Genomic DNA, 16,053 nt, shown 5'->3' with positions numbered 1-16,053 from the left:
CTGATTGTTTCAATGGTCTTTACGCAAGGTTTACGTTTGCTTGCATCTGCTCATGATCGGTTAAAGTAACGCCCTTGCTTTTCGGCCTGTGAAGACCCTGATGAATCCGTTAGACGTACTGCGCGACTCCTTTTTCTTTTTCAAGCGCAACCTGGGTGCCATCGTGCAGTTGTGCCTGCCATTGGTGATCCTCGAGGCCCTGCTGCAACAGGTGCTCGACCACACCCTCGGCCCTGATGCATTTCCCGGCTACAGCGTGATTGTCGGGCTGTTGGTGTACCCGCTGTACACCGGCGCGCTGATCCTGTTCCTCGACGCCCGCACCCGGGGCGAATCGCCGCGCACCCTGGATGTGCTGGCGATGGCCCTGACCCTGTGGCCGCGCTTTGCCTTGCTGACCGCAGTCAGCACGCTGCTGATCCTGCTGGGTCTGTCTCTGTATTTCCTGCCGGGCTTGTGGCTGATGGTGGTGCTGGCCTTCGCCGAATACTTGCTGGTACTGAGGGGCATGTCGGCGCTGTCGGCCATGAAGGAAAGCCTGCGCCTGACCCGTGGGCATTTCTGGCGCATCCTCGTGTGCCTGCTGTGCGTTATGACCCCACTGTGGTTGCTCAAGGGCGCCAGCGTGGCGGTCTACCCGGACCCGAACCCGCTGCTGGGCCTGCTGATGGACAGCGCGCAAAGCTTCCTGCAGCTGTTCACCAGCGTGGTGTTGTTCCGCCTGTTCATGTTGATTGGTGGCGACGCCGACGTGCGGTGATATGCTCCGGGCCTTGTCCTGCAACGCCATAAGCCGAGCCGATGACCCGATTACTGCGCATTACCTTGCTGGGCCTGCTGATCCTCGCGGGCCTGCTGACCGGCTTGGTCTACAGCCTGACCTGGCGCCCTGCCGACAAGGAAACCCTGCCCATCCGCTGCGTCGCGCCCCGTGCGCCGACCCTGCTGCCGGGCCAGGCCCTCAAGGTCATGACCTGGAACGTGCAATACCTGGCGGGCAAAAACTACGTGTTCTGGTACGACACCGCAGACGGCAGCGGCCCGGACGACCGCCCCACCGTTGAAGACATGGCCGCCAGCCTCGACGAAGTGGCACGGGTGATCCGCGACGAGCAGCCAGACATCCTGCTGTTGCAGGAAGTCGACGAAGGCGCCAAGCCTTCCAGCTACCAGGACCAACTGGCCTTGCTCCAGGAGCGCCTGGCCGACCTCTACCCGTGCAGCGTCCAGGCATTCGACTGGAAAGCCGACTTTGTGCCCGACCTGCACATCTTCGGCAGCGTCGGCCGCAAGCTGGTGACCATGAGCCGCTACCAGATCGAACACGCCGAGCGCCTGCAATTGCCGGTGGCCCGCGCCAATCTGATCAGCCGTCAATTCCAGGCCAAACCCGCGTTATTGCTGACCTACCTGCCGTTGAGCGACGGCGGCCAGTTGGCCGTGCTCAATACTCGCCTGGACGGCACGGCCCCCGGGCACAACGCGGTGCTGGAACAGGTGCAGGCGACCGTCAAGCTGGTGGATAAATTCGAAAGCCGTGGCACGCCATGGCTGATGGGCGGGGATTTCAACCTGTTGCCCCTGGGGCAGTTCCTGCGCCTGGACGCCGGTAAACGCGGGCAATATTCGCCGGACAGTGAGCTGCATCTGCTGTGGGAAAAGTACCCAATGATCCCGAGCAACAACGAATCCAGCGGCATTGATCGGGATAAATGGCTGACGTATTTCCCGAATGACCCGACCGTGGACGGGCCGGATCGTACGCTGGACTACCTGTTCTACAGTTCGCGAATCAAAAAGGTTGAGAGCAAGGTGCGGCAGAGCGATACGGTGCGTATCTCCAATCACTTGCCGGTGATTGCGCGGTTCCTGTTGCCCGCCGCGCAGTAAGCCACACTGCAAATACTCTGTGAAAACCGATTTATGTGGGAGCGGGCTTGCTCGCGAAAGCGTTGGGTCAGTCGACATCTACATTGACTGACACTCCGCTTTCGCGAGCAAGTCGAATCGTCGCACCGCCACTCCCACATTTGATCTTCATCGCGCTTACTTTCTCGGTTTGATCCGGGCAGTCGGTTCAGCGATCAACGGATCATCCGGCCAGTAATGCTTCGGATACCTCCCCTTCAAATCCTTCTTCACCTCGGCGTAAGTACTGCGCCAGAAGTTCGCCAGGTCCTGGGTTACCTGCACCGGGCGCCTTGCCGGTGACAACAGGTGCAGCTTGACCACCTGCCGCCCGCCGGCAATCCGTGGGGTGTCCGCCAGCCCGAACAATTCCTGCAAGCGCACCGCCAGAATCGGCGGCTGCTCGCTGTAGTCCAGACGCACCGACGAGCCCGACGGCACCTTCAGTTGGTGCGGCGCCAGCTCGTCCAACCGCGCAGGCAACGGCCACGGCAGCAAGTTATGCAGGAAGCTGGAAATATCCAGATTGGCAAAATGGCTCAGGCGCGACACCTTGCCCAGGTAGGGCATCAACCAATGTTCCAGGCTGGCGAGCAAGGCGCTGTCGCTGACATCCGGCCATTCACTGGCCTTGCCGGTGTCCAGATGACGCAGCAGCATCACCCGCGCCTGCCATTGCCGAAGTTCAGGAGTCCAGGGCAGCAGTTCGAGGCCTTTGCGCCGTACCAGGTTAACCAGCGCCTGACTGCGGGCAGATTCGTCGAGGCCGGTCAGCGGCTCGCGGCTGAGCACCAGTTCGCCGACCTTGCGCTGGCGTTCGGCCCGCAGCACGCCTTCGCGCTCGTCCCAATCCAACTGGTCGACGTTGCGCACCTGCTCGGCCAATACCGAATCAAACAACGCCGGATCAAAATCCGCCGCGAGGTAAATCCGTTCTTCGCGCTGGCCCTGGCGGCTGCCCAGGTCGGCGATCACCAACCAGGGTTGTTTCATCAGGCTGTCGGCTTCGGCGAACAGCGCGGCTCGGCCGTTGGCCAGGCGGTATTCGGCACCGCCCGCACGCCGTTGCTGGGCGACACGGTCCGGGTAGGCCAGCGCCAGCAACGCGCCGAGCCAGCGCGGATGATCGGGATCAGCGACCGGTTGCTCAGCCTTGCCTCTTAAATAGCCACGGTACTGCCGGGCCAGTTGTTTGGCACGCTGCACGCCACCTTGGGTGCCACGGGCCTTTTCTTCGCCGGATAACAACGCCAGGCGACTGTGCAAATCCGCGCCGGCGCCGCGCAAGATATCGCGCTCACCCAGCAGCGCTGCTACGTCACAGGCCATGTTTGCCAAGCCCAAATCCTGACCTCGCAACAGCAAATGAGCGATACGAGGATGCGCGGGTAACCCGGCCATTTTCTGGCCGTGGGCGGTCAGCTTGGTATCGCTCAACGCGCCAAGACGCTCGAGCAAATCCTGGGCCTGTGCATAAGCGGCGGTTGGCGGCACGTCGAGCCACACCAACTGAGTCGGCGCCACGCCCCAGCGGCCTAATTGCAGTGCCAAACCGGAAAGATCCGCCGAGAGAATTTCCGCGCTGGAATACGCCGCCAGCCCTTCATGTTGATCCTCGGACCACAACCGATAACACACCCCCGGCTCCAGTCGCCCTGCCCGGCCGGCACGCTGGGTGGCGCTGGCGCGGGAGATGCGCTGGGTGTCGAGGCGGGTCATGCCGCTGCCCGGGTCAAAGCGCGGGACCCGCGCCAGCCCGGCGTCGATCACCACGCGCACGCCGTTGATGGTCAGGCTGGTCTCGGCAATGTTGGTGGCCAGCACCACTTTGCGCTGGCCGGCAGGCGCCGGGTCGATGGCGGCGCGTTGGGCCGCCAAGTCCAGTTCGCCATGCAACGGGCACAACAGCACATTGGTGTTATCACCCAGTGCGTCAGCCAACTGCTGATTGACCCGACGAATTTCCGCCTGGCCCGGCAGGAACACCAGCACGCTGCCGGTTTCATCGTGCAGGGCTTCAAGGATGGTCTGCACCAACCGCGGCTCGATAAATTCGCCGGGCTGGAATGGCCGACCCCAGCGCATCTGCACCGGGTACATGCGCCCTTCGCTGCGCAGGATCGGCGCGTCGTCCAGCAACCCGGCCAGGCGCTCGCCTTCCAGGGTGGCGGACATCAGCAGGATCTTCAGCGGCTGCTCGTCGCGAAACAGGTCTCGGCCATTGAGGCTCAGGGCCAGCGCCAGGTCGGCGTCCAGGCTGCGTTCGTGGAACTCGTCGAAGATCAACAAACCCACGCCGTCCAGCGCCGGATCATCCTGCAAGCGGCGAGTGAGGATGCCTTCGGTGACCACTTCGATACGGGTGTTGGGGCCGATCTTACTGTCCAGGCGAATGCGGTAGCCGACGGTTTCGCCGACCTTTTCACCCAGCTCGCTGGCCAGTCTTTCTGCCGCTGCGCGGGCGGCCAGCCGGCGGGGTTCGAGCATCAAGATGGTTTGCCCGGCCAGCCAGGGTTCATTCAACAGCGCCAACGGCACCCGTGTGGTTTTACCGGCGCCGGGCGGTGCTTCGAGCACGGCTTCATGGCGCGTCGCCAAGGCGTCGCGCAGGGCGGGTAAAACATCATCGATTGGCAACGAATTCATACTGGCTCCAAAGCAGAGCGGCGAGTATAACGGCGAACTGCCGGGGGCCGGTGGTGGTCTCAAAGGCATACCCTTCACTTGCAGGAGCGAGCTTGCTCGCGAAAAACCCAAGAGCGCCGCGCACATTCAGGCAGTACGCGTTATCGTTGACGTTTTTCGCGAGCAAGCTCGCTCCTACCGTTCATTTCAGGAGAGTCCCATGCGTGTTGCTTCCCGTGTCATCGGCGGTGTTCTGGCCGTCACCCTGCTGAGCCAGTTGACGGCGTGCGGTTCGATTTTCTACCCCGACCGCCGTGGCCAGATCGACGGCAAGATCGACCCGGCGATTGCCGTGCTCGATGCGGTCGGCCTGCTGTTCTACGTGATCCCGGGCCTGATCGCCTTTGGTGTCGACTTCGCCACCGGCGCGATTTATTTCGAACCGGGCAAAACCGCCCAGGTGGCCCCGGAAAAACTCCAGCAAGCCATCGGCGCCGACGGCAAGGTCGACAACGCCAAGCTGCAAACCATCATCCAGAAAGAAACCGGCCATAACCTGCCGCTGGACGACCCGCGCATGATCCAGTTCAAGGGCAGCGTTCAACAGCTCGCCACCCTGGGCCTGCAACCCGCCGCTTAAGGACTGACTCCCCCCATGACCACCAGTCACGAACACGCCCGGCTGTTGCGCCTGGCCACCCGCGCGTCCGTCGGCGTGGCCTGTGTGCTGATTGTGACCAAGGCCATCGCCTGGTGGCTCAGTGGCTCGGTGAGCATGCTCGCCGGGCTGACCGACTCGCTGCTCGACGGCGTCACCTCGCTGCTCAACTTGCTGGCTGTGCACTACGCGTTGCGCCCGGCGGATGACGATCATCGCTATGGCCATGGCAAGGCAGAATCTCTGTCGGGCATGGCCCAGGCGCTGTTCATCGCCGGCAGTGCGGTGTTGATCGCATTCCAGGCGTTCCAGCGTTTGCAGCATCCGGAGCCGGTGGGCGCGCCATGGCTGAGCATTGGCGTGATCATTCTGTCCCTGGCGCTGACCGCAGCGCTGCTGATCCTGCAATACCGGGTGATCCGCGAAACCGGCTCCAACGCCATTCGCGCCGACTCGCTGCACTATCGCTCAGACTTGATGCTCAACGGCAGCATCCTGGTGGCGCTGGTGCTGGCGGCGTTCGGCTTTCATCAGGTGGACGCCTGGTTTGGCCTGGGCATCGCGGCCTACATCTTGTGGAGCGCCATCCAGATCGCCCGGGAAAGTTTTTCGGTGCTGATGGACGAGGAACTGCCGCCGGATGTCAGCCAGCACATGCTGGAACTGGCGTGCAGTGTGCCCGGTGTATTGGGCGCCCATGACTTGCGCACGCGGATTTCCGGCAGCCACTGGTTCGTGCAACTGCACCTGGAGTTACCGGGGGAATTGAGTTTGTCCGTGGCCCACGGCATCAGCGATCAAGCCGCCGATGCCATCCACCAAGCCTACCCGCGCGCCGAAGTGCTAGTGCACGCCGACCCGCAGGAAGTGGTCAAGGGCGCGAAGGCCTAGTACTGCACCTGATAGCCGCGACTGCTCAGGCAGTTGCCTTGGGCCTGGCGGTAGGTTTGCACCACGGCCGGGTCTGGGGCGTAGGTGACGGTCCTTGGGTCAAAACCACTTTGTTGCACCGCCCAGCGATAGCAGTCGTAACCGTCCTGCTGGACCTGCGCCGGTGATTGGCCGTTGGCCGGGTAAGCCACCACGTCATACCCGTTGCCTTGGGGCGTTGGCTGCGGCGCTGGCGCGGCGGGTGGTGGCTGCACCACCACGTACTGCTGGCTGCTTTCTTCGTAGGTGTAATAAGCACCGGCGGCAAGGAAAAACAGTGCGCTGCCCACCCACACTTCCCGTGCGTAATCCGGCAGGTATTGCACGCGAATCCCGTATGGCGGCGCCACTACGACATAGCGCGGGCCTTGTGGGCGATACCAGTAGCCACCCGAGAAGAAGTAGTCCTGGCCACGATACGGCACGCGGTAGTTGCGGTCGGGGAAACGGTCGACGGTGTAACCGGGACGGTACTGCGGGCCGGGGCCCCAGCCATTACCGTGCCCGTCGGGACGGCCCGGCCAGCGATGATCGTTGGGGTGGTTATTGCCACCGCCATTGAAGCCGGGCCGGCCGGGGCCACCCTGGCCGCCATTGCCTGCCTGCCAGTGCTGATTACCATCGTTGCGACGCGGAATGTCCTGGTAGTTGCCGGGACGCGGTTCCTGGGTCTGGCGCACGGTATCCGGGCGGCCCTGGATCGGCAGATTATTAGCCGGCTGGGGCGCCTGGTGCGGAGGTTGTTGCTGATTGCCTTGCGGGCGACCTTGCCACTGGCCACCACCATTGGGCCGCTCGAAATGCTCGTTCTGCGGCCGTGGCTGATTATTTTCGAAATGCTGATTCTGCGGACGCGGCTGATTGTTCTCGGGACGAGGGGCTTCAGGACGCGGTTGATTATTTTGCGGTCGAGGCTGGTTGTTCTGCGGCCGCGGCTGGTTGTTACCCGGGTGCCCTTCCTCACGCTGGCCACCGCCTTCAGAGCGAGGCTGTTCGTCGGCCATCACTTGCGCACCAACGGTTACCATCAGCAAACCAACACCTGCCAAACGCCAGATGCGCTTCATGCTATTCCTCACTGCGGATTAGGGCCTACACGTAAGACTGGAAAACCGGGGCCCGGTTCTGCGACAGGTTATCAGTCACGAGAAGTATTTTCGCAGGCAATAAAAAGGGGCGACCCGTCGGTCGCCCCTTGAGAACTTCGTCCTGGCTCAACGCTTTTGACGTTGGCTCACCTCACGCCGTCTTGTGGACAGTGTGCAGCCCGGGGGCCGGGGCAACCCTGTGGGGTTGGCGGCCGCAGCCGGCGGTATGAGCGGGCTGCAGTGGACTGTATGTCCGGGCGGTGATTCTGTTGATAACTTTACGCTCCAGGCCCGGACAGAGGATTGCGAAGATTGCGTCAATAAACAGTGCTTGCGCAATTTTTAACCCTGGATAGATAATTCGCCGCAATAGTTACGACAAAGGCCAGCCCCATGAGCAAGCTTGACCGATACGACCTGAGTATTTTGGCGGAATTACAGCGCGACGCGAGGATCTCCAACCAGGAGTTGGCCGAGCGCATCGGCCTGTCGCCTTCGCCGTGCTCACGCCGGGTCAAGCAATTGGAGGACGACGGCTACATCGCCCGCCAGGTCGCCCTGCTCGACCGCAAGATGCTCGGCCTGAGTCTCACGGCCTACGTACTGATCGGCATGGACCGACACACACCCGAGCGTTTCGAGAACTTCGAAGCCGCCATCCGCACCTTGCCGCAAGTGCTGGAGTGCAGTTTGGTGACCGGGATGGACGCTGACTACCAACTGAAGGTGGTGGTGCCAGACATGGACCACTACCAGAAACTGCTGCTGGGGCACCTGACCCGCATCGAAGGCGTCACCAGCGTGCGCTCAAGCTTTGTGCTGAACCAGGTGCTCAACAGCACCGAGTTGCCGCTGACCCATTTGCGCACCTAAGGCTAGCGCGGAACAAATGTGGGAGCTGGCTTGCCTGCGATGCAAACGACTCGGTCTTGCAGAGACACCGAGGTGATGCAATCGCAGGCAAGCCAGCTCCCACAGACCGACGCAGGTCAATGTCGCGCCGATTGCCCTGGCGTATAATCGACGCCTGCCTCAGCCGGAAACCACCCAATGAACTCGATTGATCCCGCCGTGTTTGAAGAATGGATGATGACCGGCCTGGTCAGCATCCTGATCATTTTCATGGGCTTTATCGTCTGGGACCTGGCGAAGAAATCCAAGGCCGGGCGTTTTGGCTCGATGATCCTGTTCTTCGTGCTGGGCCTGGGCGTCGCCGCGTTTATCATCAAGAGCGTGGTGATCGGCCTGATCGAGTCCGGCGCCTTATAAGCGCGCCGGCACTTCCTTCCACTGGCCTTGATCCAGGCCGTCGATCGACCAGTCACCAATCCGCACCCGCACCAGACGCAATGTCGGCAACCCTACGGCGGCCGTCATGCGCCGCACCTGGCGGTTACGCCCTTCTCGAATAACCAACTCCAGCCAATAGGTCGGCACGCTTTTGCGAAACCGCACCGGCGGGTTGCGCGGCCACAGTTGCGGCTCGTCCAGTTGCCGGGCCTCGGCGGGCAGGGTCATGCCATCGTTGAGTTGCACACCATCGCGCAGGCGTTGCAGCTGCTCCTCGGTCGGCTCGCCTTCCACCTGCACCCAGTAGGTTTTCGCCAGCTTGTGCTTGGGGTCTGCGATGCGCGCTTGCAATTGGCCGTCGTTGGTCAGCAGCAACAAACCTTCACTGTCACGGTCCAGGCGTCCGGCCGGGTAAATGCCGGGGATGTCGATGAAATCCTTGAGGGTCGCCCGCCCGCCTTCGTCGCTGAACTGGGTCAGCACATCGAAGGGTTTATTGAACAGGATCAACTTGGGCTCAGCTGGTGGCGCCTTGGCGACACGACGCGGGGCCGACGAAGTTTGCGGACTTTTCACATCAGGGCGGCGGGAAACGGGACGGGCAGGACGGGACATGGCAAAGGAACATCTAACGGTCAGGACCGACAATGCTAGTGGCCTGACCGTTAAATAACCATCCCAACCGTTTAGCGGAACGGCGGCTCGTCGAAGCTGCGCAGTTTGCGCGAGTGCAGCGAGTTGAGTTCGGTGCGCAACAGATCCACCGCCTCGATGCCGATCTTCAAGTGCTGGCTGACCGCACGCTCATAGAACGCGTTGGCAGAACCCGGCAACTTGATCTCACTGTGCAGCGGTTTGTCCGACACACACAGCAACGTGCCGTAAGGCACCCGCAGGCGGTAGCCCTGGGCTGCGATGGTGCCGCTTTCCATGTCCACGGCCACGGCGCGGGACAGGTTGATCAGCGGTCGCTCCTGGGCCCAACGCAGCTCCCAGTTGCGGTCGTCGTAGGTCAACACGGTGCCGGTGCGCAGGCGCTTCTTCAGCTCCTCGCCCTTCTCGCCGGTGACGTTGGCGGCGGCTTGCTGCAAGGCCATCTGCACTTCGGCCAGGGCCGGGATCGGGATGTTCGGCGGCACGACCCGGTCGAGAATCCCGTCGCGGCGCATGTAGGCGTGAGCCAGCACGTAGTCGCCGATGGTCTGGGACTGGCGCAGGCCGCCGCAGTGGCCAATCATCAGCCAGCAATGCGGACGCAATACGGCCAGGTGATCGGTGATGTTCTTGGCGTTGGACGGGCCGACACCGATGTTCACCAGCGTCACACCGTGGCCATCGCTGGCCTGCAAGTGGTAGGCCGGCATCTGGTAGCGGTGCCAGACCACGCCCGCGGCGATGGCAGAGGCTTCGCCGTGGTCCATGCTCTTGTCGATGATCACGTTGCCCGGCAGCACCATGCGGATAAAGCGTGGGTCACTGCGCAACTGTTCCAGGCCATGCACGATGAACTGGTCAACGTAACGGTGGTAGTTGGTCAGCAAAATCCACGGCTGCACATGGCGCCAGTCGCTGCCGGTGTAGTGCACCAGGCGGCGCAGGGAAAAGTCGACACGGGCGGCATCGAACAGCGCCAATGGCAGCGGATCGGTGTTTTCCCAATCGTAGAGACCGTCGGCAATGCCATCGGTGGCGGCGGACAGGTCGGTACTCGGGAACACCCGCGCCAGCGTGGCGGCGGTCACGCCGGAGCCGGCGAGCTCGTCGCCCTGCTCCACCACGTACGGGTAAGGAATGTTCTGCTGGCTGACGCCCACTTCCACCGTCACGGTGAAGTCGTGCATCAACGGCACCAGTTGCTCCAGCAAGTATTTGCGGAAGGCTGAAGGATGGGTGACGGTGACGCTGTAGGTCCCCGGTAACTGGACCTTGGCATACGCCCGGGTGGTCTGTGGGACTTCGCCCTGCACCAGGTAGGTCAGGCGAAGTTCCGGGTAGCGAAACATCGCGCGTTGTTCGGCGTCGGGCTCGACGCGGTCTTTGAGGTAGCGCTTGAGGGCTTGATTGAGCGCGCCAGTGGCACGCTCATGGAGAGCCGCCAGCCGATCCACGGCTTCTTCGGCGGTTTGAACGACAACAAAAGCTTCGGTCACGGTAAGCATCCTGTGTTCTGACTTGCAGGCCTTCATCTTGCCTGTATCCCTGGCGCACTGGAACACCGGAATTGGAATGCGATCAATAATGTGGGAGCGGGCTTGCTCGCGAAAGCGGTAGGTCAGTCAGCACATGTATTGGCTGATCCACCGCCTTCGCGAGCAAGCCCGCTCCCACATTTTGCCCGCATTCATTCAGAGGATTTGAGGTGTCGACCGCGCGACAATCACTTCCACATCCACACCGCGCGGCAAGGTGCCATAGACCCGGCCTGACGACTCACCCAGTCGGCTGGCGATAAAACCATCACTCACACTGGCATTACCCGCCTCCAGCAACAGCTTGGCCTGTAACGCCACGGCAATGTCCTCAGTGAGTTGCCGGGCCCGGTACTGAATGTCCTGGGTGTCCATGAACGCTGACTTCAACTGCTCGATGTGCCGCGCCAGGTGCTTGTGACCGTGGCCATCCCCCAACTCGACAAACAACGCCTCCAGCACGCCCGGTTCTTTCGACAAGGCCCGCAGCACATCAAGGCACTGCACATTGCCGGAACCCTCCCACGTGGAATTGACCGGCGCCTCACGGTACAAACGCGGCAGGATGCTGTCCTCCACATACCCGGCCCCGCCCATGCATTCGGCGGCTTCGTTGATCATCGCCGGGGCGCGTTTGCAGATCCAATACTTGCCCACCGCCGTCACCAGCCGGGCGAATTTGGCTTCCTGTTCGTTATCCAGATGGTCCAGCGCGCGGCCCATGCGCATGCTCAAGGCCAGGGACGCTTCGCTTTCCAGGGCCAGGTCGGCCAATACGTTTTGCATCAGTGGTTGCTCGCTGAGCACCCGGCCGCCCACCAGTCGATGGGCGCAATGATGGCTGGCCTGGGTCAGTGCCTGGCGCATCAAGGCACTGGAGCCGACCATGCAATCGAAACGGGTCATGGCCACCATTTCGATAATGGTCGGTACACCGCGCCCTTCCTCGCCGATCATCCAGGCCAGCGCCCCGCGAAACTCCACTTCGCTGGAAGCGTTGGAGCAGTTGCCGAGTTTGTTTTTCAGGCGCTGGATGTAGAACTCGTTGCGGGTGTCATCCGGGCGGTGCCGGGGCAGCAGGAAACAGGTCAGGCCCTTGTCGGTCTGGGCCAGGGTCAGGAAGCCATCGCACATCGGTGCCGAGCAGAACCACTTGTGCCCCACCAGCTCATACGCCTGGCCCGGGCCACCGGCGCCCACGGGGTAAGCGCGGGTGGTGTTGGCGCGCACGTCGGTGCCGCCCTGTTTCTCGGTCATTGCCATGCCGATAGTGGCGCCGGCCTTGTGGGCGATGCCGACGTTGCGCGGGTCGTATTCGGTGGCGAGAATTTTCGGCAGCCAGGTTTCAGCCAGGTCCGGCTGCAAACGCAGGGCCGGCACGCAGGCGAAGGTCATCGTCAGTGGGCAGCCGGTGCCGGCTTCGGCCTGGCTGTGCAGGTAGGTCATCGCCGCGCGGGCCACATGGGCACCGGATTGCGGATGGGCCCACGGCAACGAAGGCAGGCCATGCTCGACGGCGGTGCGCATCAGTTCGTGGTAGGCCGGATGAAATTCCACCAGGTCGATACGATGGCCAAAACGGTCGTGGCTGTTGAACACCGGTTTGTTCTGGTTGGCCAGGAAACCGGCCTCCATCAGCGGCCCGCCCGCCAGCGCGCCGTACGTGTCGATACGCTGCTCGGCCCAGCCGGCACCAAAGCGCCGGGACCATTCTTGCAGGGGCAAATCGATACGGTACAGGTTGGTGCCGTCCAGGGACGGTGGCTGGTTGGTGACGTCGTGGGTTTCGGCGAACGAGTGCAGGTTCATGACGGGCCTCCTGAAAAAAGGCCACGTTCATTGAGGCCTGCATGTCAGTTAAGCACCGTCAACCGGGTTAAAAAAGTGGCATAAGCGCCTAAGTGGCGGCGCTTTCACCCTCAACCATATGCAACAACCGCAGCTGCAGCACCAACTGCAAGGCCTCAAAACGTACTGGCTTGGTCACTCGGTCGGTGACACCCACGCCATGGCAGCTCTCACGCTCCGGGGCTTGCAAGGAGGTGCTCAAGGCGATCACCGGTAACTCGGCACAGCCGGGCAATGCACGGATCTGGCAGCACAGCGAGAACCCGCCTTCCGGTACATCCAGTAGCACCGCATCAAAGGTGTCACTCTGCAACAGCGCCAGGGCGGCCGGCCCGTTATCGACGGTTTTCACGCGGTAACCGAGCTTGAGCAACATGCCGCGCACCACCAATTGCGCGACGCTGTTGTCGTCCACCAGCAACACCGTACACTCCTGAGGCGTACGTTGCGCCTGCGGCACTCGGCGCACAGGCGCAGGTTCGGGCTGGACCGGACTGACGGCAAGCTCCAGCTGGAAGCGACTGCCGCGCCGCGGCTCGGAATTATGGGTGAGGCGGCCTCCGAGCAACTCGATCAATTGCCGGCAGATTGCCAGGCCAATGCCCATGCCGCCGTATCGGCGAGTGGTCGAGCCGTCGAGCTGGAAGAAGCGCTGATACAGGGTCGCCTCATCGAGGTAGGCGAACCCGATGCCGGTGTCGGTGACAATAAAGGTCAGGCGCAGCGTCCCGTCAGCCTGGGGCACGCCGACCACCCGCACCCGTACCGAGCCTTCGTGGGTAAATTTGAACGCGTTGTCCAACAGGCAATCCAGGCATTGCGCCAACTTGCCGGGATCGCCATTGACGCGGTCCGGTAACTCATCTGCCAGATCAATCGAAAACTCCAGGCCCTTGCTCTGGGCGCTGGCTGCGAACTGCTGGCGCAAGGTGTCGAGCAACCCGCGCAGGCTGAACACCTGGGGTTGCGGGCTGAGGCGCCCGGCCTGCAATTCGGTAAGGGTGAGGATGCCGTTGACCATGCGCATCATCTCGCGGGCCGAGCCGGCGGCGGTTTGGTGATACTGCGCCAGGTCGCCTTCCAGTGGCTCGGTCTGCATCAATTCCAGGGAGCCGATCACGCCGTTCATCGGGGTGCGCAACTCGTGGGTCAACGTGGCGAGGAATTCGTCCTTGAGCCGATTGCTGTGGGCCAGCTGCGTGTTGAGCACTTCGAGTTTCTGGCTGGCATCCAGCAGGATCTGCGCCTGTTGCTCGCGCATCGAATTGATCCGGTCGGCCAGGGCCAGGGACAACAGGGCCACTTCAAGTGCCGAGCCGATCTGGCTGGCGTACATCGTGAGGAACACATTGGGCAGGTAGCCCAGGACCATCATCGTATTCACCACACCGCCCAGCAGGAACGCTGTCCAGGCGATGATGAAGTAGCGCGCCATCCGCTGGCCGCAATACCAGGCCTTGATGGCGGCGACGAAGATGGTCACCGTGAACACCAGCGCCAAACCGGTGGCCAGGCGCAGCGCCAGCGCATAACTGGTGAACAAGGCCAGCACCATCACCGCCGCGCCGCTGACCGCCAGCGCCAGCAACAGCCGGTTGATCCAGCGGCTGTACAGCGCGGTGTGCAGGAAGCTGCGGGCAAACAGGCTGCCGAACAGCGCCGCCGACCCGATCAAAAAGGGAACCGCCGCGTTCGCCCACCACGGGTTATTCGGCCAGAAGTACTGCACGGCCACGCCGTTGACCGACAGCTGATACAGGCCGAACGAGGCAATATAGAGGATGTAATAGAGGTAGCTGGTGTCGCGCACGCTCAGGTAAATGAACAGGTTGTAGATCAGCATGCCCAGCAACACGCCGTAGATCACACCCAGCACATAGAGGCGCAATGGCTGTTCTTCGAGGTACGCGGTGGTCGACCAGAGGGTCAGCGGCGCCTGGATCGAGCCTTGGCTTTGCAGGCGCAGGTACAGGGTTTCCCGCTGGTCAGGCGCCAAGTCGAGCTTGAACAGGTAGTTGCTCTGGCGAATTTCGCGGCTGGAAAACGGCAGAATGCTGCCGGTGCGCGACACCAGTCGATAATTGCCGACGCTGTCGGGCTGGTACAGCTCCAGTTGGTTCAGCGGCGGATAGGCCAATTCCAGCAGCCAGTTGCGCGAGGCCTCCGGGTTTTTCGGACGGTAATGAAGGTCGACCTTGACCCAGAACACCGAGCGCGAATAGCCGGCATTCAAGGTGGCTTTGTCATGAGTTTTGAAGCGACTGGCGAGGACCGGCGAGCTGATATCGCCAATCGTCAGGGCGCCACTTGGGTCTTCAAGGACTTGCATCACTTGGCCCAGGGGCAACCGGGAGGTGGACTCGTTGAACTCGACTGCGCCCGCCAGCATCGGCAGCCCGCTCAACAGTAACATCAGCAAATAGCGCATAGAGCCCCAGCGTGACCTGTCCGGTTATGTCAAAAGCCTCCATTCCTTTTGAGTAGACGTGAACCGGCGATACAGTTATTGGTTTGGATCCACTCTAGCATAGCCATTACAGGCCAAAAGACACCATTGAAATAATTTTTTGAAAGGCTCTAGAGCGGGCTTTACAGAGCATTTGACCTGTATTTACCAATGATAGCAAACAGCCATTTATCTCCACTCATCCGCTAAAAATTCAACCTTCGCCCGACAGCCACCCAAAAAGCGTTTGGTGGTAAGCTCGCGCACCATGAATATCTACAGCTCTCGCCCCGTTGTCCTCTGTCTCTCCGGCCATGATCCCAGTGGTGGCGCCGGCTTGCAGGCAGATATCGAAGCCCTGCTCGCCCAGGGTTGTCATGCGGCCCCGGCCGTCACCGCGCTGACTGTGCAGAACACCGTCAATGTCAGCGATTTCCGCGTGCTGGATCGCGAGTGGGTGCTGGCCCAGGCCAACGCGGTGCTCAGCGATTCCGAAGTGGCGGCGGTGAAACTGGGCATGCTCGGTTCCCTGGAAATGGTCGACACCGTGGTCGAGCTGCTCAAGGCGCACCCGCATCTGCCGGTGGTCTGCGACCCGGTGCTGCGCGCCGGCGGTGGCGGCAGCCTGGGTAAGGACGAAGTGGGCTACGCCATGCGCGAGCGGCTGTTGCCGCTGTCGCTGATCGCCACGCCGAACCTGCCCGAAGCCCGCATCCTCGCCGAACTGCCCGAAGGCACGGCGGACGAATGCGCCGCGAAACTGCTGCCTTTCATCAAGCACTTGCTGATCACCGGCGGCCACGGCGACGAGCACGAAGTGCACAACCGCCTCTACAGTCGCGACGGCACGCACCAGACCTTTACCTGCCAGCGCCTGCCCGGCAGCTATCACGGTTCCGGCTGCACCCTGGCCAGCGCACTGGCCGGTCGGCTGGCACAAGGCGAAGGTTTGGTCAGCGCGGTGCAATCGGCCCTCAACTACACTTGGCGCACCCTGCGTGACGCTGAACAACTCGGCCAGGGGCAATTCGTGCCCCGTCGTCTGCCGTTGGATTTCTGCTCGTAACACCG

At 62.2% G+C, this 16,053-nt stretch carries 13 protein-coding genes; 7 read left to right on the top strand and 6 right to left on the bottom strand.

Annotated features, from left to right (window positions below):
* The first annotated feature begins 100 nt into the window (after positions 1 to 100).
* A complete protein-coding gene (locus HBJ59_RS25980; protein ID WP_076014123.1) occupies positions 101 to 760 on the top strand; it encodes a YciC family protein in 660 nt (219 codons plus the stop codon).
* Between the two features lie 41 nt (positions 761 to 801).
* Positions 802 to 1,890 carry an endonuclease/exonuclease/phosphatase family protein gene (locus HBJ59_RS25975; RefSeq protein WP_076014065.1) on the top strand — a complete coding sequence of 363 codons (1,089 nt, stop codon included), beginning with the start codon at positions 802 to 804 and terminating at the stop codon, positions 1,888 to 1,890.
* A 156-nt stretch (positions 1,891 to 2,046) separates the two neighbouring features.
* Here HBJ59_RS25975 and hrpB read toward each other — a convergent pair whose 3' ends face one another.
* Entirely contained in the window at positions 2,047 to 4,554 is a 2,508-nt protein-coding gene (hrpB, locus tag HBJ59_RS25970) for an ATP-dependent helicase HrpB (RefSeq protein ID WP_076014066.1), read from the bottom strand.
* A gap of 199 nt (positions 4,555 to 4,753) precedes the next feature.
* Between hrpB and HBJ59_RS25965 the strand changes: the two genes are divergently transcribed.
* Both HBJ59_RS25965 and HBJ59_RS25960 read left to right on the top strand, forming a co-directional pair.
* Entirely contained in the window at positions 4,754 to 5,173 is a 420-nt protein-coding gene (locus tag HBJ59_RS25965) for a hypothetical protein (RefSeq protein WP_017476229.1), read from the top strand.
* Positions 5,174 to 5,188: 15 nt separating this feature from the next.
* Positions 5,189 to 6,082 (top strand): cation diffusion facilitator family transporter, encoded by an 894-nt coding sequence (locus tag HBJ59_RS25960; RefSeq protein ID WP_167665210.1) that lies wholly within the window; start codon positions 5,189 to 5,191, stop codon positions 6,080 to 6,082.
* On the opposite strand, the gene HBJ59_RS25955 is transcribed toward HBJ59_RS25960, so the two are convergent.
* Positions 6,079 to 7,188 carry a DUF6515 family protein gene (locus HBJ59_RS25955; RefSeq protein WP_167665209.1) on the bottom strand — a complete coding sequence of 370 codons (1,110 nt, stop codon included), beginning with the start codon at positions 7,186 to 7,188 and terminating at the stop codon, positions 6,079 to 6,081. The two genes, HBJ59_RS25960 and HBJ59_RS25955, sit on opposite strands and share 4 nt — an antisense overlap.
* Positions 7,189 to 7,602: 414 nt before the next feature.
* On the opposite strand from HBJ59_RS25955, the gene HBJ59_RS25950 reads away from it, so the two are divergent.
* Positions 7,603 to 8,082, top strand: a complete 480-nt coding sequence (locus HBJ59_RS25950; RefSeq protein ID WP_003194418.1) for an Lrp/AsnC family transcriptional regulator — start codon at positions 7,603 to 7,605, stop codon at positions 8,080 to 8,082.
* 186 nt (positions 8,083 to 8,268) lie between these two features.
* Entirely contained in the window at positions 8,269 to 8,478 is a 210-nt protein-coding gene (locus HBJ59_RS25945) for a DUF2788 domain-containing protein (RefSeq protein WP_026077819.1), read from the top strand.
* On the opposite strand, the gene HBJ59_RS25940 is transcribed toward HBJ59_RS25945, so the two are convergent.
* The 4 genes from HBJ59_RS25940 to HBJ59_RS25925 form a co-directional block, all read right to left on the bottom strand.
* Complete coding sequence (locus HBJ59_RS25940) at positions 8,473 to 9,114, bottom strand: pseudouridine synthase (RefSeq protein ID WP_167665208.1); 642 nt, start codon at positions 9,112 to 9,114, stop codon at positions 8,473 to 8,475. The genes HBJ59_RS25945 and HBJ59_RS25940 overlap by 6 nt on opposite strands.
* A gap of 71 nt (positions 9,115 to 9,185) precedes the next feature.
* On the bottom strand, positions 9,186 to 10,685 hold the full coding sequence (gene amn, locus HBJ59_RS25935; protein WP_172834544.1) for an AMP nucleosidase: 1,500 nt from the start codon (positions 10,683 to 10,685) through the stop codon (positions 9,186 to 9,188).
* A gap of 159 nt (positions 10,686 to 10,844) precedes the next feature.
* The gene (locus HBJ59_RS25930) at positions 10,845 to 12,497 is read right to left on the bottom strand and encodes an acyl-CoA dehydrogenase family protein (RefSeq protein WP_167665207.1); all 1,653 of its coding nucleotides are present in this window, start codon (positions 12,495 to 12,497) and stop codon (positions 10,845 to 10,847) included.
* Between the two features lie 88 nt (positions 12,498 to 12,585).
* The gene (locus HBJ59_RS25925) at positions 12,586 to 14,964 is read right to left on the bottom strand and encodes a 7TM diverse intracellular signaling domain-containing protein (protein ID WP_167665206.1); all 2,379 of its coding nucleotides are present in this window, start codon (positions 14,962 to 14,964) and stop codon (positions 12,586 to 12,588) included.
* A gap of 286 nt (positions 14,965 to 15,250) precedes the next feature.
* On the opposite strand from HBJ59_RS25925, the gene HBJ59_RS25920 reads away from it, so the two are divergent.
* Positions 15,251 to 16,048, top strand: a complete 798-nt coding sequence (locus HBJ59_RS25920; protein ID WP_167665205.1) for a hydroxymethylpyrimidine/phosphomethylpyrimidine kinase — start codon at positions 15,251 to 15,253, stop codon at positions 16,046 to 16,048.
* Positions 16,049 to 16,053 lie beyond the last annotated feature (5 nt).

It is taken from the genome of Pseudomonas sp. AN3A02, assembly GCF_011765255.1.
GTDB lineage: Bacteria > Pseudomonadota > Gammaproteobacteria > Pseudomonadales > Pseudomonadaceae > Aquipseudomonas.
This window is presented reverse-complemented; position numbering and strand designations above follow the sequence as displayed.